Annotated in this window: 19 protein-coding genes; 9 read left to right on the plus strand and 10 right to left on the minus strand. The window is 71.8% G+C overall.

The genetic code is table 11. The features are described 5' to 3' along the window. Positions 1-36 precede the first annotated feature (36 nt). On the plus strand, positions 37-1,029 hold the full coding sequence (mgrA, locus tag ACZ58V_RS39435) for an L-glyceraldehyde 3-phosphate reductase (protein WP_471296078.1): 993 nt from the start codon (positions 37-39) through the stop codon (positions 1,027-1,029). A 44-nt stretch (positions 1,030-1,073) separates the two neighbouring features. Here mgrA and ACZ58V_RS39440 read toward each other — a convergent pair whose 3' ends face one another. Beyond that, positions 1,074-1,361 (minus strand): DUF1905 domain-containing protein, encoded by a 288-nt coding sequence (locus tag ACZ58V_RS39440; protein WP_468189404.1) that lies wholly within the window; start codon positions 1,359-1,361, stop codon positions 1,074-1,076. 402 nt (positions 1,362-1,763) lie between these two features. On the opposite strand from ACZ58V_RS39440, the gene ACZ58V_RS39445 reads away from it, so the two are divergent. Genes ACZ58V_RS39445 through ACZ58V_RS39460 form a run of 4 tightly spaced genes read left to right on the plus strand, consistent with a single transcriptional unit; the run spans position 1,764 to position 6,470 of the window. Beyond that, the gene (locus tag ACZ58V_RS39445) at positions 1,764-2,174 is read left to right on the plus strand and encodes a hypothetical protein (RefSeq protein WP_184595929.1); all 411 of its coding nucleotides are present in this window, start codon (positions 1,764-1,766) and stop codon (positions 2,172-2,174) included. A 46-nt stretch (positions 2,175-2,220) separates the two neighbouring features. Next, positions 2,221-4,551 (plus strand): FHA domain-containing protein, encoded by a 2,331-nt coding sequence (locus ACZ58V_RS39450; RefSeq protein WP_468189406.1) that lies wholly within the window; start codon positions 2,221-2,223, stop codon positions 4,549-4,551. Between the two features lie 9 nt (positions 4,552-4,560). Next, positions 4,561-5,487: a hypothetical protein gene (locus ACZ58V_RS39455; RefSeq protein ID WP_471296082.1), complete on the plus strand. Its 927-nt coding sequence runs from the start codon at positions 4,561-4,563 to the stop codon at positions 5,485-5,487. After that, positions 5,484-6,470: a serine/threonine-protein kinase gene (locus tag ACZ58V_RS39460; RefSeq protein WP_468189410.1), complete on the plus strand. Its 987-nt coding sequence runs from the start codon at positions 5,484-5,486 to the stop codon at positions 6,468-6,470. Before ACZ58V_RS39455 ends, ACZ58V_RS39460 begins: the two co-directional genes overlap by 4 nt. Positions 6,471-6,480: 10 nt before the next feature. On the opposite strand, the gene ACZ58V_RS39465 is transcribed toward ACZ58V_RS39460, so the two are convergent. Continuing rightward, positions 6,481-7,779, minus strand: coding sequence for a streptophobe family protein (locus ACZ58V_RS39465; RefSeq protein WP_471296085.1), 1,299 nt, complete (start codon positions 7,777-7,779; stop codon positions 6,481-6,483). Between the two features lie 179 nt (positions 7,780-7,958). Between ACZ58V_RS39465 and ACZ58V_RS39470 the strand changes: the two genes are divergently transcribed. Continuing rightward, positions 7,959-9,083, plus strand: a complete 1,125-nt coding sequence (locus ACZ58V_RS39470) for a DUF6777 domain-containing protein (protein WP_471296088.1) — start codon at positions 7,959-7,961, stop codon at positions 9,081-9,083. 1 nt (position 9,084) lies between these two features. On the opposite strand, the gene ACZ58V_RS39475 is transcribed toward ACZ58V_RS39470, so the two are convergent. From ACZ58V_RS39475 to ACZ58V_RS39485, 3 genes are read right to left on the minus strand one after another with little or no spacing between them, the layout of a single operon-like run. Then, positions 9,085-9,501 carry a PRC-barrel domain-containing protein gene (locus tag ACZ58V_RS39475; protein ID WP_471296091.1) on the minus strand — a complete coding sequence of 139 codons (417 nt, stop codon included), beginning with the start codon at positions 9,499-9,501 and terminating at the stop codon, positions 9,085-9,087. Beyond that, a complete protein-coding gene (locus tag ACZ58V_RS39480; protein WP_471296093.1) occupies positions 9,498-10,082 on the minus strand; it encodes a PRC-barrel domain-containing protein in 585 nt (194 codons plus the stop codon). Before ACZ58V_RS39480 ends, ACZ58V_RS39475 begins: the two co-directional genes overlap by 4 nt. Then, positions 10,079-10,219 carry a hypothetical protein gene (locus ACZ58V_RS39485; protein ID WP_468189420.1) on the minus strand — a complete coding sequence of 47 codons (141 nt, stop codon included), beginning with the start codon at positions 10,217-10,219 and terminating at the stop codon, positions 10,079-10,081. The genes ACZ58V_RS39480 and ACZ58V_RS39485 overlap by 4 nt, the downstream gene beginning before the upstream one ends. A 191-nt stretch (positions 10,220-10,410) precedes the next feature. Here ACZ58V_RS39485 and ACZ58V_RS39490 point away from each other — a divergent pair, with 191 nt between their 5' ends. After that, positions 10,411-10,875: an ATP-binding protein gene (locus ACZ58V_RS39490; protein WP_468189422.1), complete on the plus strand. Its 465-nt coding sequence runs from the start codon at positions 10,411-10,413 to the stop codon at positions 10,873-10,875. Between the two features lie 162 nt (positions 10,876-11,037). On the opposite strand, the gene ACZ58V_RS39495 is transcribed toward ACZ58V_RS39490, so the two are convergent. Next, positions 11,038-11,922, minus strand: coding sequence for an RNA polymerase sigma factor SigF (locus ACZ58V_RS39495; RefSeq protein WP_189725381.1), 885 nt, complete (start codon positions 11,920-11,922; stop codon positions 11,038-11,040). Between the two features lie 301 nt (positions 11,923-12,223). Between ACZ58V_RS39495 and ACZ58V_RS39500 the strand changes: the two genes are divergently transcribed. Beyond that, positions 12,224-12,616, plus strand: a complete 393-nt coding sequence (locus tag ACZ58V_RS39500; protein WP_468189424.1) for a helix-turn-helix domain-containing protein — start codon at positions 12,224-12,226, stop codon at positions 12,614-12,616. Positions 12,617-12,637: 21 nt separating this feature from the next. Here the strand turns inward: ACZ58V_RS39500 and ACZ58V_RS39505 are convergent, their stop codons facing one another. The 3 genes from ACZ58V_RS39505 to ACZ58V_RS39515 form a co-directional block, all read right to left on the minus strand. Next, positions 12,638-13,240: a ClpP family protease gene (locus tag ACZ58V_RS39505; RefSeq protein ID WP_382833233.1), complete on the minus strand. Its 603-nt coding sequence runs from the start codon at positions 13,238-13,240 to the stop codon at positions 12,638-12,640. Then, a complete protein-coding gene (locus tag ACZ58V_RS39510; protein ID WP_468189427.1) occupies positions 13,240-13,881 on the minus strand; it encodes an ATP-dependent Clp protease proteolytic subunit in 642 nt (213 codons plus the stop codon). The genes ACZ58V_RS39505 and ACZ58V_RS39510 overlap by 1 nt, the downstream gene beginning before the upstream one ends. Before the next feature lie 102 nt (positions 13,882-13,983). After that, positions 13,984-15,207 (minus strand): epoxide hydrolase family protein, encoded by a 1,224-nt coding sequence (locus ACZ58V_RS39515; RefSeq protein WP_468189429.1) that lies wholly within the window; start codon positions 15,205-15,207, stop codon positions 13,984-13,986. A 123-nt stretch (positions 15,208-15,330) separates the two neighbouring features. On the opposite strand from ACZ58V_RS39515, the gene ACZ58V_RS39520 reads away from it, so the two are divergent. Then, complete coding sequence (locus ACZ58V_RS39520) at positions 15,331-15,813, plus strand: VOC family protein (protein WP_468189431.1); 483 nt, start codon at positions 15,331-15,333, stop codon at positions 15,811-15,813. Between the two features lie 37 nt (positions 15,814-15,850). Here ACZ58V_RS39520 and ACZ58V_RS39525 read toward each other — a convergent pair whose 3' ends face one another. Beyond that, complete coding sequence (locus ACZ58V_RS39525) at positions 15,851-16,741, minus strand: aminoglycoside phosphotransferase family protein (RefSeq protein WP_468189433.1); 891 nt, start codon at positions 16,739-16,741, stop codon at positions 15,851-15,853. Positions 16,742-16,743: the final 2 nt, after the last annotated feature.

The raw sequence follows: 16,743 nt of genomic DNA on the forward strand, positions 1-16,743 counted from the left end.
TTTCTTCCCGACCGTGCCAACCCCTCTGGAGTCGCGTTGTACACCGCACACCCCGACCGCTACGCGGACATGCCCTACCGGCGCACCGGACGCAGCGGCCTGAAGCTCCCCGCGCTCTCGCTCGGCCTGTGGCACAACTTCGGCCCGGACCGGCCCGTCGAGACCCAGCGCGCCATCCTGCGCCGCGCCTTCGACCTCGGCGTCACCCACTTCGACCTCGCCAACAACTACGGCCCGCCGCCCGGCGCCGCCGAGTCCGCGCTCGGTGAGTTCCTGAAGTCGGACTTCGCGGCGTACCGCGACGAGCTGGTCATCTCCACCAAGGCCGGCTACCTGATGTGGCCCGGCCCGTACGGCGAGTGGGGCTCGCGCAAGTACGTGCTGTCCTCGCTGGACCAGAGCCTGCAGCGGATGGGCCTGGACTACGTCGACATCTTCTACTCGCACCGCCCCGACCCGGACACTCCGCTGGAGGAGACGATGGGCGCCCTGCACTCGGCGGTGCAGCAGGGCAAGGCGCTGTACGTCGGTGTCTCCAACTACTCCGCGGAGCAGACCCGCGAGGCCGCCCGCATCCTGGGCGAGCTGGGCACCCCGCTCCTCATCCACCAGCCGCGCTACTCGATGCTGGACCGCCGCCCCGAGGAGGAGGGCCTGCTCGACGCCCTCGACGAGCTCCAGGTCGGCTCCATCGTCTTCTCGCCGCTGGAGCAGGGCGTGCTCTCCGCCCGCTACCTCGACGGCATCCCCGAGGGTTCCCGGGCCGCGAGCGACAGCCCCTTCCTGAACTCGGACGCGCTCACCGAGGAACTGGTGGGCCGGCTGCGCGACCTGAACGACATCGCGAAGTCGCGCGGCCAGACCCTGGCCCAGCTGGCGCTGGCCTGGGTGCTGCGCGGCGGCCGGGTCACCTCCGCGCTGGTCGGCGCGAGCAGCGCGCAGCAGCTCGAGGACAGCGTCGGCGCCATCCGCAACCTGGACTTCGACGCGGACGAGCTGGCCCGGATCGACGCGATCGTCAAGCAGTAGCGGTCTCCTCGGCCGGGGGCGGACGGCCGCCCCGGCCGAGCCGCCTAGGAGATGATCCGCTCCTCCAGGCGCACGGTCACCGTGTCGCCCTCCTCCTTGCCGATGGCCTTGCGGATGCCGGCCTTCACGGGCAGCTTGTGCGTGCCGTCGCCCAGCGCCATGAACGAGCTGCGGAACGGGTGCCCGTCGATCGTCCCGCGGACCTTGACCAGGCCGCGGGTGCCGAAGAACTCGACGGACCGGGGCCAGACCAGGTAGGTCCAGCCGCCCTCGGCGGGGCTTCTGCGCAGGACCGCGGTGAACTCCGCGTCCAGATCTCCGGTCGTGGCCATGACGTCCTCCGGTGCTCGGGGGCCTCTCACCCATCAGACCCCGGGACGCGGGGAAACTCATCGCCGCCCGCACGCCGCGGCCGGGGCCCGGTAGGCCGTATCCGCCGGTCAGGTGCCGGAACACCGCTCATGGCGAACCTCGTACGGACCACCCTGCGCGCGCCCGGCGAGATCGCCCTTTACCCCAGGGGCATGCGTCCGGGGGCCGCTCGCCGGGTTTCGGCCAACCCGGGGTGTGAATATGCCAGGAGAGTGGCCGGAAAGTCGTGGTGACACTGTTTCAACAGTGAACATACTGACCTGCGAGAGCGTTTTCACATCGAGCGACGGCGCCCTCACGCACAGCACGCGAGCCGCGGAGAGTCGAGTCCGGCGGGCGGGCAGGGCAACGGGGGAGGTCACGTGCACGACGAGTTCCTGTGTCACGTCACTGCGTACGGAGTCTGCGACGGCCGCCGCATCGGAGTGCCCCTGGGGACCTATCGGGCGCCCACCCTCGCCCTCGCCCTGTGGTGGCTGCGCGACCGCGCCTCCTGGATCGCCCAGCGCCTCGACCCCCAGCCCGACGCCGAGCACTTACCGCCGGGCGCGCTCGTGCCGGTAGCGGACACCGTGCCCGACGTGCCCACACAGCTGCGCGCCTGGTGTGCCGACCCCGGTCACCAGGAGAGGGTCGCCGAGGAGTTGGCGGCCGGACGGCTGGTGCGCATCGCCACCAGCGACGACACCACCGAGTACGAACTGCTCGCCGAGTCCGTGGACGCCCTGCGGATGCAGCGGACGGCCCCCGGCCTGGGAATCCCTGTGGCCTGACCTGCTTGCAGAGGCGTATAGCAGGCAAATCGGTAGAATCTTGGCCATGGCGCAGTCTTCGGTAGCACCAGAACTCGTCCTGGAGACCGAGACGGACTCCACCGTGATGATTCCGGGTCGTGACTACCGCGTAGGACGCGACCCGTTGAGCGACATCGTCATCGACGACGACCGGGTCTCCTGGCACCACGCCGTGCTGCGGCCCACCGACGGCCACTGGACCATCGAGGACGAGAACAGCACCAACGGCACCTATGCCGAGGGCCGCCGCATCCACGAGTGGGACGTCGGCCCCGGCACCGTCATCCGCTTCGGGAACCCGGCCGACGGACCGCGCGTGGTCCTGCTGGGCCGCCCCGCACCGGCCCCGGAACGCCCCTCCGCCGTCTCGATGCCGGCGGCGACCGGCACCTACCGGCAGCCCACGACCGTACGGCCGCTACCCGCCCGCACCGTCCGCATCGGCCGCGCCACCGACAACGACCTGGTCATCGACGACCTGGTGGTCTCCCGCCGGCACGCCGAGCTGCGCGCCCTGCCCGACGGCACCTACGAGATCACCGACCTGGGCAGCCACAACGGCACCTATCTCAACGGCAGCCCTGTCACCAGCGCCCCCGTCGGCCAGGGCGACATCGTCGGCATCGGCCACTCGGTGTTCTGCCTCGTCGGCGACGAACTCCAGGAGTACGTCGACACCGGCGAGATCTCCCTCGACGTACAGGACCTCGCGGTCACCGTCGACCGCGGCCGCAAGACGCTGCTCGACCACGTGTCGTTCCCGGTGGGGGAGAAGTGCCTGCTCGCCGTCGTCGGCCCGAGCGGCGCCGGGAAGTCCACGCTCCTCAACGCCCTCACCGGCCAGCGGCCCGCCGACCACGGCACCGTCCTCTACGACGGCCGTGACCTCTACCGCGACTACGCCGAGCTGCGCCAGCGCATCGGCCTCGTCCCGCAGGACGACATCCTGCACGCCCAGCTGACCGTCCGCAAAGCCCTCTCCTACGCCGCCGAGCTGCGCTTCCCGCAGGACACGGCCAAGGCCGAGCGGCGCGCCAGGGTCGACGAGGTGATCCGCGAACTGGGCCTGGAGCAGCGCGCGGACCAGCACGTGCACAGTCTGTCGGGCGGCCAGCGCAAGCGCGTCAGCGTGGCGCTGGAGCTGCTGACCAAGCCGTCGCTGCTGTTCCTCGACGAGCCGACCTCCGGCCTCGACCCCGGCATGGACCGCTCGGTGATGCACATGCTGCGCGGCCTCGCCGACGACGGCCGGACCGTCATCGTCGTCACCCACAGCGTGCTCAGCCTGGACGTGTGCGACCGGCTCCTCGTGCTCGCGCCCGGCGGGAAGACCGCCTACTACGGGCCGCCCGAGGACGCCCTGGCCTACTTCGGCTTCGAGCAGTGGCCCGAGGCCTTCGAGGCCTTCGAGCGGGACAAGGACCGGGACTGGGCGGGGGACTACCGCGCCTCGCCCTTCCGGGACCGCTACATCGCCGACGCCACCGCCCAGCCCCGGCAGCCCCGGTCCGAGCCCGTCGTGATCGCCGCGCCGCCCCGGCCGCGCAGCCGGGCCGCCCAGCTGAACACGCTGGTGCGCCGCTACGCCTCCGCGCTCAGCGCCGACCGCACGTTCCTGATCATCATGATCGCCCTGCCGTTCGTGATGGGCGTGATGGCGAGGGCCCTGTCGGGCGGCAAGCTGACCCTCGACACGGCGATGAACACCCTGCTCATCCTGTGCGTCGGCGCCGTGCTCACCGGCGCCGCCAACGCCGTGCGCGAGCTCGTCAAGGAACGCGTGATCTACCAGCGGGAACGGGCGGTGGGCCTGTCCAGATCGGCGTACCTGATGTCCAAGGTCGTCGTCCTGGGTGCCATCACCGTGCTGCAGGCGGTGGTGCTGACGCTGGTCGCCCTGCTCGGCGTGGACCTCCGCGCTCCCGGCGACGAAGGCGTGCTGATGCCGCCCCTGGTGGAGATCACGGTCGCCGTCGCGCTCCTGGCGTTCACGGCGATGATGCTCGGGCTGCTCATCTCGGCGCTGGTACGCAAGGAAGAGGTGACGATGCCGCTGCTCGTGCTCGTCGCCATCGTCCAGGTCGTCTTCTGCGGTGCCCTGCTGAAACTGGGCGGCGTGCCCGGGCTCGAGCAACTCGGCTGGCTGGTGCCGGCGCGCTGGGCGCTGGCCGCGATGGCCGGCACCGTCGGGCTGGCCCGGATCGTGCCCAATGAGCTGACCAGGGACGCGCTCTTCGAGCACTCGGCGGGCACGTGGCTGCTCGACGTCGGGATGCTGGTCGTGCTGTCGGCGCTCTTCGGCTTCCTCGTGTCCCGGCTGCTGCGCCGGCACGAACCGGCCGTGATGCGGAAGTAGGGAGCCCCCATGACGACTCCCGGTTTCCGGCCCACGCACGTCGTCCCGCAGCACGGGATGCCCGCCTGGGAGGCCCCCGACCCGGCCCGGCCCACCGTGGACCTCGACCCCCTGCTTCCGGTGCAGCTCGTCGAGCAGCAGGGCGACTGGGGGCATGTGCTGTGCTTCAACGGCTGGTCGGCCTGGGTCGACGGCCGTCACCTGGTCGCAGTACCGCAGGATCCGCCCGCCGCGGACGGGCCGCTCACCTTGACCGCCGACTCGCGTCCGCTGCTGACCCGCACGCAGGAGGCCCTGGCGCGCTACCGGTCCGCGGTCGAGGACCTCGCGGGCGGCCTCGACCGGGAGGCCTTCCACTCCCGCACCCACGGGCTGCGGATCGGCGTCGTCGTCGACGGCGAGTCGGTGTGGCTCTACGACGCCGCGCACGGGCACTGGGTGTACGCGGAGGGCATCCGGGCGACCACGTACGCGACGGACGAGACACCGAGGTCCCAGCCGGCGTCCCGACCGTCCGAGACCCCGACGCCGGCGCCCACCCCCACGCGGGTGGTGCCCCCGGAGGCGGTCGAGGAGCCGCCTCGGGCCGAGGAGGCCGCGCATCCGGCCGGGGCGCCGCCCACGCCGGGCGTTCCGCCCGGGCCGACGCGGGTGGTGTCGCCCGAGGCGCCTGAACCGGCGCGTGCGGTGCCGCCTGCGGCTCCCGAGCCGACGCGGGTGGTGTCTCCCGATGCTCCCGAGCCCACTCGCCTCGTGTCCCCCGAGGAGGCCGAGGAATCCGCCCGCCCCGCGGATGCCCCGCCCACGCGTGTCGTGACTCCCGAAGAGGTGGAAGAAGAGGCCGAGGAGCCGGACGGCCCCGCCGAGGCCCCGCCCACGCGCATCGTGGGGTCCGAGCCCACCCGGGTCGTGTCGCCCGAGGGTGACACCCGTTGACCCGCGAGACGAGCCTGTTCTCCGGGCGGCCCTCCGAGCTGCTCGGGCAGCAGATCGCCGGGTACCGGATCGAGAAGGAGATCGGGCGCGGCGGCATGGCCGTCGTGTACCGGGCCCGCGACCTGCGTCTGGAACGCACCGTCGCCCTGAAGCTGCTCGCCCCGGAACTCGCCCGCAACGACACCTTCCGGCGCCGCTTCACCCACGAGTCCCGGGCCGCCGCCGCGATCGACCACCCGCACATCGTGCCGGTCTTCGAGGCCGGTGAGACGGACGGCGTGCTGTACATCGCCATGCGGTACGTCGTCGGCAGCGACCTGCGCCATCTCCTCGACCGGGAGGGCCCGCTGTCGCCCGCCACCACCCTGCGTATCGCCGCCCAGGTCGCCTCCGCGCTGGACGCGGCCCACGACCACGGCCTGGTGCACCGGGACGTGAAGCCCGGCAACATCCTGGTGGCCCGCGGCACCGACAGCGACCACCCCGAGCACACCTACCTCACCGATTTCGGCCTGACGAAGAAGTCGCTGTCACTGACCGGCTTCACCACGGTCGGCCAGTTCGTCGGCACGCTCGACTACGTCGCACCCGAGCAGATCTCGGGCCGCCCGGTCGACGCCCGCTGCGACGTGTACGGCTTCGCCTGTGTCGTCTACGAGATCCTCGCCGGCCATCCGCCCTTCCGCCGGGACGACGACATGGCACTGCTCTGGGCCCACCAGTACGACGAAGCGCCGCCGCTCACCGAGGCTCGGCCCGACCTCGCCCCGAAGGTCGACCCCGTCCTCGCCAAGGCCCTCGCCAAGAGCCCCGACGACCGGTACCCGTCCTGCCTCGCCTTCGTCGCCGCCCTGCGTGCCGCGACGACCGGCGGCGGGCCCGCCGTCGGCCACACCCCCACCCGTGCGGGCCGAGAGCCGGGGGAGGAGCGGCCGAAGCCGCCGCCGCGCTGGGCGGAACCGGTCTTCACACAGCGGACGTAGAGCCCCGGCGTCAGCTCTCGCTGTCGGAGCGGACCTCACCCCGCCGCCGTACGTGCCGCGCCAGCAGCGCCCCGGCGAATCCGGTCACCAGACCCCAGGGCACGGCCAGGCCGACGGCACCCCACAGCCGGGGTCTGAGGAAGAGTTCGCCCCCGAGGCCCCCGCCCAGGTCGCCGATGCCGAGCACGGACAGGCCATAGTGCGCGGAGATGCGTCCGACGAGGCAGATCATGAACACCGTGAGCATGAGGGCGACCGCCATGTGCACGGCGTGCTGCCAGGCCCGGACCCGGGCCGGTGACCGGGCCGCCATCACGAACGCCGCGGCCAGCAGCAGCACTACGTCGATGACCAGCAGCCACCACACCCGGCCGTCGTGCTCGGAGAGCGTCCGCAGGTTCAGCTCCGAGATGTCCGGAGTGCGCAGCACCTCGTCGAGCACCTGCGGCATGGGCAGTCCGAACGGCCCTTCCACGCGGCCGGTCCAGGTCGCGCCGAGGCCGATCGTCAGCGCCAGCCACACCAGGTTGGGCATGCCGAGCAGAATCACGGCGAACGTCTCCGTCGCGTGGCCCCGCGTCGCCGCGACGACCAGCGCGATGACCACGCCGATGACGACATACGCGAGCAGCAGCGCGACCATCGCGTACGCCGCCGGCCGCACCGACGCCTGAAAGCGCAGCAGCCCGGCAGGCAACGGGGCGGCGCGCGACACCAGCAGGGCCAGCACCAGCACACCGGCGAGCCAGACCAGTCCGACGAACACGGACAGCGGCACGTCGGTGGTGAAACCGATCTTCGGTGAGGCGCCGAACAGGTCGCCGAGTTCCCCCAGCTCCTCGTCGCCGAGGGAGAGGGCGAACGTGTGACGGGCGGCGAGCGTCAGGCCGATCAGCGCGAGCAGCCACAGGACCGCGATCCTGGCGGCCCAGCCGGCCAGCTCCGCGGCGCCGGCGACCGCGCGATGGCGCAGCGGCCGCAGGAAGCCCCAGGCGATCACCAGCGCCCCGGTGAGCGTGACGGACAGCGGGATCACGGTCAGTCCCGCCTGCGTGTCGGCGAAGTCGCCGGCGCTGCCGGAGAGCTTCACCGTGCCCCCGACGGCGGTGACCACGGTCGCCATGACGACCGGGGCGAACGCGCCGTCCGGAAGGTCCGTGGCCCCGGCGGCCCACAGGCCGAGCGTGGCCACCACCAGCATGGCGAGCAGCCCGCCGAGCACCGTGCCGAGGGCGTGCACCCAGCCGTGGCGGGCGACGGCCCGCGCGCCGGAGGTACGTGCCTGGCCGGAGGAGGTGCGCGAACTCACGCTGCCACGCTAAGCAGCGCCCGCGCCGGGCGCCCGTCGGGAGGTCCGTCCGCGTCGGCTTGCGGGCCGGACGGGATCGGGGCACACAATGAACTCGTAGTGGAAGAAGCGGTATATATCAGGACTGATCGCCTCGGGTGTGCGAAGGCCGCACAGAACCCACGTGGGAAGAAGAACTCGTGAGCGTCGAACCGCCGTCGTCCGGTCGCCCCACAGGACCTCCCTCGGGCCCGCTGTCGGGACCCTCCCAGCCGCCCTCGGGAGGCGGCGGCCCGCCCTCCGAACCTCCGAGCGGGGGTGGTGAGCCGCCGGAGCCCCGCCGCCCGTGGTGGGGCTCCGCACCCCGTGTCGCGCTGATCGCCGGCGCGGTCGTGGCCGCCGTGGTCCTGGCCGTGGTGTTCACCCGCCCCGACGGCGGCTCCGGCGCGTCCGACGGCGGTACCGGCACCTCCGACAGCGATGTGTTGCTGCAGCCCGCGGCCGACACCGGCCCGGACCCGTTCACCGACTCGACGGCCAAGGAGAGTTCCGCCCCGTCGGTCACGCCGAAGCCCGGAGGATCGGCGCCGCAGAACGCCGTCAGGGCCGTACGGGGCGGGACGCCCGGCCTGTACGGCGGCACCCGCAACGTCGCCAGCTGCGACGTGGAGAAGCAGATCACGTACCTCAAGCAGGCCCCGGACAAGCAGCGCGCGTTCGCCTCGGTCCAGCGCATCGACCCGTCCGAAGTCCCCGCCTACCTGCGCTCGCTCACCCCCGTTCAGCTGCGTATGGACACCTGGGTCACCAACCACGGCTACAAGAACGGCCGCGCCACGCAGTACCAGGCCGTCCTCCAGGCCGGCACGGCCGTGCTCGTCGACGACCGAGGCGTGCCCCGGGTGCGCTGCGCGTGCGGCAACCCGCTTGGCCCGCCGGCCTCCCAGCAGAAGAAGACGACCGGAGACAAGTGGGCGGGGTACAAGGCGTCGGACGTCGTCGAGGTCAGGCCCGCTCAGCAGCCGGTCGACGTCTTCGTCATGTGCGAGCCCGACGGCGAGTGGTTCAAGCGCGACAAGGGAGACACGGGCAAGAACGACCGCAAGACCGCTCCACCGGACAAGCCCACCCCGTCGGCGACCGTCACCACGCCGACCGGCTCGCCCTCGTCGCAGCCGACCTCGAGCGAACCGACGCCCACGGAGACGTCTTCGGAACCGTCGACGGGCGACTCGCCGCCGGCGGATGACTCGCCGCCCCCGCCCGGGAACGACACCGGCGAAGACACCGGTGGCGGCACGACGGACCAGCCCCCGGCTTCCTGAGTCACCCGGCGCGCACCACCAGGGCGTAGCCCCCGAGCCCGAGCAGCCGATGGGCCGGCACATCGCCGTGGGCGGTGACGATCGCCTCGACGCGGCCGGTGTCCGGTTCGAACGCGACGTCCTGGACCGTGCCGAGCCAGTCACCCGTCTCGGTGAGGATCCTGAGGCCCGGCAGCTCGTGGTGCGGCGGCACCTCGGCCGGGACGGTCGCTGAGCGGACGAGCACGGCGTCCGGGCCGAGGGCGTGCAGGGAGCCCCAGGCCAGCACGGTCTCCTTGCGGGAGTGCCGGCCCCGCACCCGGACATGGGTGACCACACCGGCCGCGGCGTCGACCGTCAGCGACCTCAGGACGCCGAGCTCGTCCGCCTCGGCCAGGGTCAGCACCGGCAGGCCCCGCGCCTGCGAGAACAGCATCATGGCGGTGTCCCCTCGTGCCCCTGGTGGAAGGCGCCCACCCGGGCGACGAAGGCCGGCAGGTCGTCGGCGACATAGCGGGTGGCGTCCGCCGGGATGACCAGGGCGCGGCCGGAGACCGCGAGCGTCTCGCCGCGCGGTACGTACACCCGGTGCCTGCGCCGCCGGGAGCCCTTCACCAACGCCTTGACCGCGGCGATCCGGAATCCCACGACCCGGCCGCTGGTACCGCCCTCGACGACCACGTCGAGCACGGTGCCGACCTCGGCGCCCTCGTCCGTCAGCACCTTGGCGTGCAGTACCCGGCCCTGCCGGGCCTCACGGCGTGCCACGACGACGGGCGTGTCCGTCAGGGCGCCGGCATCGACGATCATGACCGCGTGCGGGCCCAGCGCGTGCACCGCCGACCAGGGCAGACTCTGCTTCAGCGGGCCCGACAGCAGACCCCGGCCGCTGAGCGTGAACCCGGTGATACGCCCGGCCGCGGCATCGAAGACGGTGTCCTTGATCTGCGCGACGGCGTCGCCGCCCAGGGTGACCACAGGCAGGGTCGTCAGGCTCCGTGCCGCCATCAGCTGGTTCATCGCAGGCCCTTCCCGCCGGGCCGGCGACGGACCGCGATGACCGTCCCCGACCGCCGGCCGGCCTGTACGGCGAGCGTCACCACGGCGACGCCGACGAGCGCCGCGACCACCACGACCAGCCATGTCCACCAGGCCACCGCACACCTCCGGCGATCCGGCCCGGCCGCCCTCGACCGGTCCGTTTTCCCTCCGAGTGCCCCGCCCGCGGGGGACAATGCCCAGGGCAGGGGACGGGCGGAAAACGTGTCAGGACTGCGAAGCCCGGCTCGGGGTACGAGCACTGGTGCAGAGCGTCCGGCCAGTCCGGCTTCTTCCCAGAAAGAAACGAATGATCGACCACCTGGACGGGGCAGTGATACCGACTGGTTTCGACGTGCCCGTGGAACCGCTGAGGCGGGCGGCACACTACTCAGGCGAGCAGGGATGTATCGCCGAGGCGCGGTCCTTCGCCGCGCTCTTCCTCGACCAGCTCAGGACCGAGTGGTGCGCGAGCATCGACGACCGCGCCGACGGCGCGGTGCAGCTCGTGGTCAGTGAGCTGGTCACCAACGCGGACCGGCACAGCAACGGGCCGTACATCCTGGAACTCGTGGGCACGGACACCGCCGTGACCGTGTCGGTCTACGACAGCAGCTCCGCCCTGCCCCGCATCTTCCCGCGCAACCCGGAGCGCGTCGGCCGGCACGGCCTGGAGATCGTCCACGCGCTCGCGGAGCAGGTCAGCGTGGAGCGGGTGCCGGTGGGCAAGCGAGTGCGCGCCGTGCTGCCGCTCGCCGGTGCGACCGGGGGCTGAGCCGCCCGGCTGAACCGTCCGAGTGAGGTTCCCCTCCCGTGCGGTGTCCATCGAGGGCGCTCGCGCGCCACAGATGCCGACACCGTCGCGGGTGCCGTCCCACTCCCGCATGGGGGACAGCACCCGCTGGTCGCCGTATGCCCGGCCGGCCCGCCGTCTGCGTCAGGCGCAGCCGAGTTCGCCCAGCATGCCCTCGCGCAGCCGGGTGATGATCCGCTTGATCAGGCGCGAGACGTGCATCTGCGAGCAGCCGAGCTCCTCGCCGATCTCCGCCTGGGTGGCCTCCTCCACGAACCGCATGTGGATGATCTGCCGGTCGCGCTCGCTGAGCTCCGCCATGAGCGGGGCGAGCGAGTGGAAGTCCTCGACGAGCCGCAGCCCGTCCTCCTCGACGCCGATGAAGTCGGCCAGGACCGCCTCGCCGCCCTCCGGCCCGTCGCCGGTGAGCGCGGCGTCCAGCGAGGACGAGTTGTACCCGTTCGCGGCGATCTGCCCCTCGACGACCTCGTTCTCGGAGATGTTCATCAGCGTGGCCAGCTCGGCGACGGTCGGCTCGCGGTCCAGCCGGCTGGCGAGTTCCTCGCGGGCCTTGGCCAGCTCCACGCGCAGCTCCTGCAGCCGCCGCGGCACATGTACCGCCCACGTCGTGTCCCGGAAGAACCGCTTGATCTCACCGACGATGTACGGCAGCGCGAAGGAGGTGAACTCGACCTCGCGTGACAGCTCGAACCGGTCGATGGCCTTGATCAGGCCGATCATGCCGGTCTGGACGATGTCCTCCATGTCGTCGCCGCGGCCCCGGAACCGGCCGGCCGCGAACCGCACGAGCGACATGTTCATCTCGATCAGCGTGTTGCGCGCGTACTGGTACTCGTGCGTGCCCTCTTCGAGTTCCGTCAGACGCTGGAAGAACTGGCGGGACAGCGCCCTGGCGTCCCGCGGGGCAACGGACCGCGGGTCCACGACCGGCAGTGCTCCGTCACCCGTTCCGGCCTCGGCGTTCTCCCCGGCGACTGCTGCCTTTGACCGGATCACGGCGGTCTCCATTACCTCTCCCCACGAAGTGACGGCTATATCGGCCTAGGTCCTTCCGGGTTGCGGATACCCGGGTAGGCGCAACACATGCCCCCGAATGCCGTGCGGCGAAAATCGGTGGAGCGCGGCATTCCGGCCTGTCCATGCTCACCCATACGGCCGACACTGGGCAAGAGGCAGTGGCGCGGCCCGAGCGCCGGAGCTGAAACTTCCCGGTCCCAACGCCGTGGCCCGGCCTTCGCGTTCCGCTGATTCCACCCAGGGCGGAACGCCGGGCCCTTCCCCTGGCGGCCGGCGCTCCTAGGCTGGAGCAGTGAGCAACCACGTGCCGAACGAAGCCCGCGTCATCCCGCTGCGCCCGCAAGGCGCGAGCCCCCCGGCCCCCGCTGTGAGGGAGCCGCTTTGGCGCGACCTGGTCGGCGATGTCCTGCGCCGTGAACGCCTCGCGCAGGAGCGCACCTTGAAGGACGTCGCCGACGAGGCACGGATCTCCATGCCGTATCTGTCGGAGGTCGAGCGCGGCCGCAAGGAGGCCTCCTCGGAGGTCCTCGCGGCCGCCGCCCGCGCCCTCGGACTGAGCCTCGGCGACCTGCTGTCGAGGACACAGGGCGAACTGACCCGCGTCGCCTCGCGGTACACGGGAGGCGGCAGCCGCCGCGCGGCGGGGTCCCCGTCGTCGCACGACGGACTGTGCCTGGTCGCCTGAGTCTGTCTGTCGGCCGGCGCCTCAGACCTGCACGAGGCGCCGGCTGAGCACCTCATCGGCCAGCCCGTAGTCCACCGCCTCCTGGGCGGTGAACACCTTGTCGCGGTCCATGTCGGCCCGCAGGGTCGCCACCTCGTGGTGGGTGTGCCGCGCCAGCACCTCCTCCACCTGGGAGCGGATCCTCACCATCTCCCTGGCCTGGAGGGCCAGGTCGGAGACCATGCCGCGCTGCCCTCCGGTCGCCGGCTGGCCGAGCAGCACGCGAGCGTGCTCCAGCACGAACCGCCGTCCGGGGTCGCCGCCCGCCAGCAGCACGGCCGCCGTGGAGGCCGCCTGCCCGACACAGAACGTCGAGATCGGCGCCCGCACGTACGACATGGTGTCGTAGATGGCCATGAGCGAAGTGAACGATCCCCCGGGCGAGTTGAGGTAGATCGCGATCTCACTCTCCGGGGACGAGGACTCCAGATGGAGCAGCTGCGCGATGACGACGTTGGCGACACCGTCGTCGATCTCCGTGCCGAGGAAGATGATCCGCTCGGACAGCAGCCGGCTGAACACGTCGTAGGACCGCTCGCCCTGCGGGGTGCGCTCGACGACGTTCGGAATCGTGTAGGTACCCATCACTGCAGCCCCATCCTGCGCCGGCCGGCCGTCGGGCGGACGTCCGCGAGGGACTCCACGACCCGGTCGACCATGCCGTACTCCCTGGCCTCCTCGGCCGTGAACCAGCGGTCCCGGTCGCCGTCCCGGGAGATCGTCTCCTCGCTCTGGCCGGTGTGCTCGGCGGTGATCCGCTCGATGGTCCGCTTGGTGTGCTCCAGGTTCTCCGCCTGGATCTCGATGTCGGCGGTGGTCCCGCCGATGCCGGCCGACGGCTGGTGCATCATGATCCGCGCGTTGGGCAGGGCGTAGCGCTTTCCGGTCGCGCCGACGCTGAGCAGGAACTGGCCCATGCTCGCGGCGAAGCCCATGGCCAGCGTGGAGACGTCGTTCGGGATGAGCCGCATCGTGTCGTAGATGGCGAGGCCCGCGTGCACCGCCCCGCCGGGGCTGTTGATGTACAGGCTGATGTCGGTGCGCGGGTCCTCGGCGGACAGGATCAGCAGCTGGGCGCAGACCCGGTTCGCGGAGACCTCGTCGACCTGGGTGCCCAGCAGCACGATGCGCTGCGCGAGCAACTGGGCGGCCAGCTGGTCGTCGAACCGGCTCGGAGGGGTGTCGCCCTCCTCCGCCCGGGGGGCGAGTGTCGTGAGTGGAGTCATCGGTTCTCCTCGTCGTAGCGGAAGTTCCGCGGAAGTGCCGTCGACTCCACTCTTGACCTCGGACGACGCCGTTGTGCGGATTCTCTGCCCGCGGCAGATTCGCTACCGGCAGAGCGGGCGCCAGCCCTTCTCGCGCAGCTGCCGGAAGAACGCCCGCACGTCGTCCACCAACAGGCCCGGTTCCTCCATCGCGGCGAAGTGCCCGCCCCGGTCGAACTCCGTCCAGCGGACGATGTTCTCCGTCCGCTCCGCCTTGTGGCGCAGCGGGATCTGCGGATCGCCGAAGAAGGACGCCACCGCGGTCGGCGCGGTGGAGGGCTCGTGCGGGGCGGCGATCCGCCCGCCCCGGGCGTGGGCCCGCTCGTAGTAGACCCGGGCGGACGAACCCGCCGTGCCCGTCAGCCAGTACAGCATCACGTTCGTGAGCATCTGATCCCGGTCGACGGCCTCCTCGGGCAGCTCGTCGGAGTCCGTCCACTCCCGGAACTTCTCCACGATCCAGGCGAGTTGGCCCACCGGAGAGTCCGTGAGCGCGTACGACAGGGTCTGCGGCCGGGTGGACTGCACATGGAAGTAGCCCGTGCTGTCGCGGGACCACTCCTCCCACCGGCGCCAGGAGGTGAGCGTGCGCTCCCGCTCCGCGGGACTCAGCGCCTCCAGCTCCTCGGCGGTCGGCTCGGTGGCCTGCTGCCCGCCGGGCAGCAGATTGAGGTGGATGCCGGTGACCCGGCCGGGGTGGACGCGGCCCAGTTCGCGGGAGATGCCCGCGCCCCAGTCGCCGCCCTGGGCGCCGAACCTCTCGTAGCCGAGGCGCGTCATCAGCTCGGCCCACGCGTCGGCGATCCGGCGCGCCTCCCAGCCGGTCTCCCGGGTGGGCCCGGAGAACCCGAAGCCCGGGATGCTCGGCAGCACGACGTGGAAGGCGTCGGCAGGATCGCCGCCGTGCGCGGCCGGGTCCGTCAACGGCCCGACGATGTCGAGGAACTCGACGATCGACCCCGGCCATCCGTGCGTGACGATCAGCGGGGTGGCGTCGGGTTCGGGGGAGCGGATGTGCGCGAAGTGCACCCGCGCGCCGTCGATCTCGGTCGTGAACTGCGGCCACGCGTTCAGCCGCGCCTCCGCCGCCCGCCAGTCGTACGTGTGCCGCCAGTGCCGCACCAGCTCGCGCAGATAGCCCGACGGAACGCCGTACGTCCACCCCACCCCGGGCAGCTCGTCGGGCCACCGGGCCCGGTCGAGGCGGTCGTGGAGGTCGTCGAGGTCGCTCTGCGGGATGTCGATGCGGAAGGGACGGATGCCGCTGTCGGCGGGCGTAGACGTCATGACCGGGATGCTAGTTCCGAACGGTGTAACGGCCACCTGAATTTGCCGGCCGGCCGACCGATGAGTTCCGGGGCGAGAGCCGGTCGACAGTGGTGACAGCGTTCCACGCGCCCGGGAGGACTCATGACCACCGACGGTTTCACCACGTGCCTCTGGTTCGACGGCCAGGCCGAGGAGGCCGCCCACCTCTACGTCTCGATCTTCAAGAACTCCAGCATCGGCGAGATCGCCCGCTACCCCGAGGGAGCGCTCCAGCCCGCCGGCAGCGTCATGACCGTCGAGTTCACCGCCAACGGCCACAAGTTCCTCGCGCTCAACGGCGGGCCTCAGTTCACCTTCACCGAGGCGGTCTCCTTCATGATCTTCTGCGCGGACCAGGAGGAGATCGACTATTACTGGACCAAGCTCACCGAGAACGGCGGCGAGCCCGGCCCGTGCGGCTGGCTCAAGGACAAGTACGGCCTGTCCTGGCAGGTCGTCCCGGACCGGCTCCAAGAGATGATCACCGACCCTGACCCGGCGAAGGCGGCCCGGGTGACCACGGCGTTCATGGCGATGAGCAAGTTCGACATCGCCACCCTGGACAAGGCCTACGCGGGCGAGTGACCCTCCGGGTCAGGGGCAGGCCCGGCCGAGCCTGCCCCTACTCCGTCTCGGCCAGGATCTCCCGGATCACATGTCGGGAGTTCTCCGCGACCGGCGGGTTCGTGTCCCAGTAGTACGGCAGCGCGATGACCGCGATCGACAGGGCCCAGCCCCGACCCCGTGCCCACTCGGCCTCGCCGGCGCCCGCGGCCTCGCGGAGGCTCCCGCGGACCCCGGCGGGCAGCACGCACCAGGCGCTGATGAGGTCGACGGCGGGATCTCCCACCCCCACCGTGCCGAAGTCGATCACGGCGCTCAGCCGTCCGCCCGTGACCAGCAGGTTCCCGGCCATCAGATCACCGTGTGCCCAGACCGGCGGCCCGGCGTACTCCGGGGCGCGCAGGGCCTCCTCCCACGCCTCCGTCACCGCCGCGGTGTCGATCCGCCCCGAGAGCTGGGCGAGCGCCTCGCGCAGGAAGCGGTCCCGGGTCGCCAGCGGCACGCCCCGGTAACCGGTCGGGCCCTCTGCCGGGGCGATCCGGCGCAGGGCCGCGACGTAGGTGCCCAGGTCCTCGGCGAGCAGTTCCGGCTCATCGAGGGCGCCGGGCACCGGGTTGCGGCCGTCCAGCCAGCCGTACACCGACCAGGGCCACGGGAAGCCCTCGCCGGGCTCGCCCCGCCCGAGGGGTTCGGGCGAGGCTACGGGCAGGCCCGGGCTCAGCCGGGGCAGCCAGCGCAGTTCGTGCGTGATGGCCTCGACGGCGCGGGGATGCCGGGGGAGCCGCACGACCTTGTCCCCACCGAGGCGGAACATGGCGTTCTCGGAACCGGAGGACTCGATGCGCCGCAGGGGCAGTCCCGCCCACTGCGGGAACTGTCCCGCGATCAGCCGGCCGACGAGCGGGACGTCGATGTCCCGCTCGTCCTCATGCATTCGCACAGCACACATGG

This window comes from Streptomyces sp. NPDC040589 (assembly GCF_055594445.1).

Bases quoted from the DNA above. Each gene is read 5' to 3' on its own strand.
- ACZ58V_RS39440 (WP_468189404.1), bottom strand. From the start codon at position 1,361: ATGGCCACGACCGGAGATCTGGACGCGGAGTTCACCGCGGTCCTGCGC.
- ACZ58V_RS39450 (WP_468189406.1), top strand. From the start codon at position 2,221: ATGGCGCAGTCTTCGGTAGCACCAGAACTCGTCCTGGAGACCGAGACG.
- ACZ58V_RS39455 (WP_471296082.1), top strand. From the start codon at position 4,561: ATGACGACTCCCGGTTTCCGGCCCACGCACGTCGTCCCGCAGCACGGG.
- ACZ58V_RS39475 (WP_471296091.1), bottom strand. From the start codon at position 9,501: ATGATGCTGTTCTCGCAGGCGCGGGGCCTGCCGGTGCTGACCCTGGCC.
- ACZ58V_RS39480 (WP_471296093.1), bottom strand. From the start codon at position 10,082: ATGAACCAGCTGATGGCGGCACGGAGCCTGACGACCCTGCCTGTGGTC.
- ACZ58V_RS39490 (WP_468189422.1), top strand. From the start codon at position 10,411: ATGATCGACCACCTGGACGGGGCAGTGATACCGACTGGTTTCGACGTG.
- ACZ58V_RS39495 (WP_189725381.1), bottom strand. From the start codon at position 11,922: ATGGAGACCGCCGTGATCCGGTCAAAGGCAGCAGTCGCCGGGGAGAAC.
- ACZ58V_RS39505 (WP_382833233.1), bottom strand. From the start codon at position 13,240: ATGGGTACCTACACGATTCCGAACGTCGTCGAGCGCACCCCGCAGGGC.
- ACZ58V_RS39510 (WP_468189427.1), bottom strand. From the start codon at position 13,881: ATGACTCCACTCACGACACTCGCCCCCCGGGCGGAGGAGGGCGACACC.
- ACZ58V_RS39515 (WP_468189429.1), bottom strand. From the start codon at position 15,207: ATGACGTCTACGCCCGCCGACAGCGGCATCCGTCCCTTCCGCATCGAC.
- ACZ58V_RS39520 (WP_468189431.1), top strand. From the start codon at position 15,331: ATGACCACCGACGGTTTCACCACGTGCCTCTGGTTCGACGGCCAGGCC.
- ACZ58V_RS39525 (WP_468189433.1), bottom strand. From the start codon at position 16,741: ATGTGTGCTGTGCGAATGCATGAGGACGAGCGGGACATCGACGTCCCG.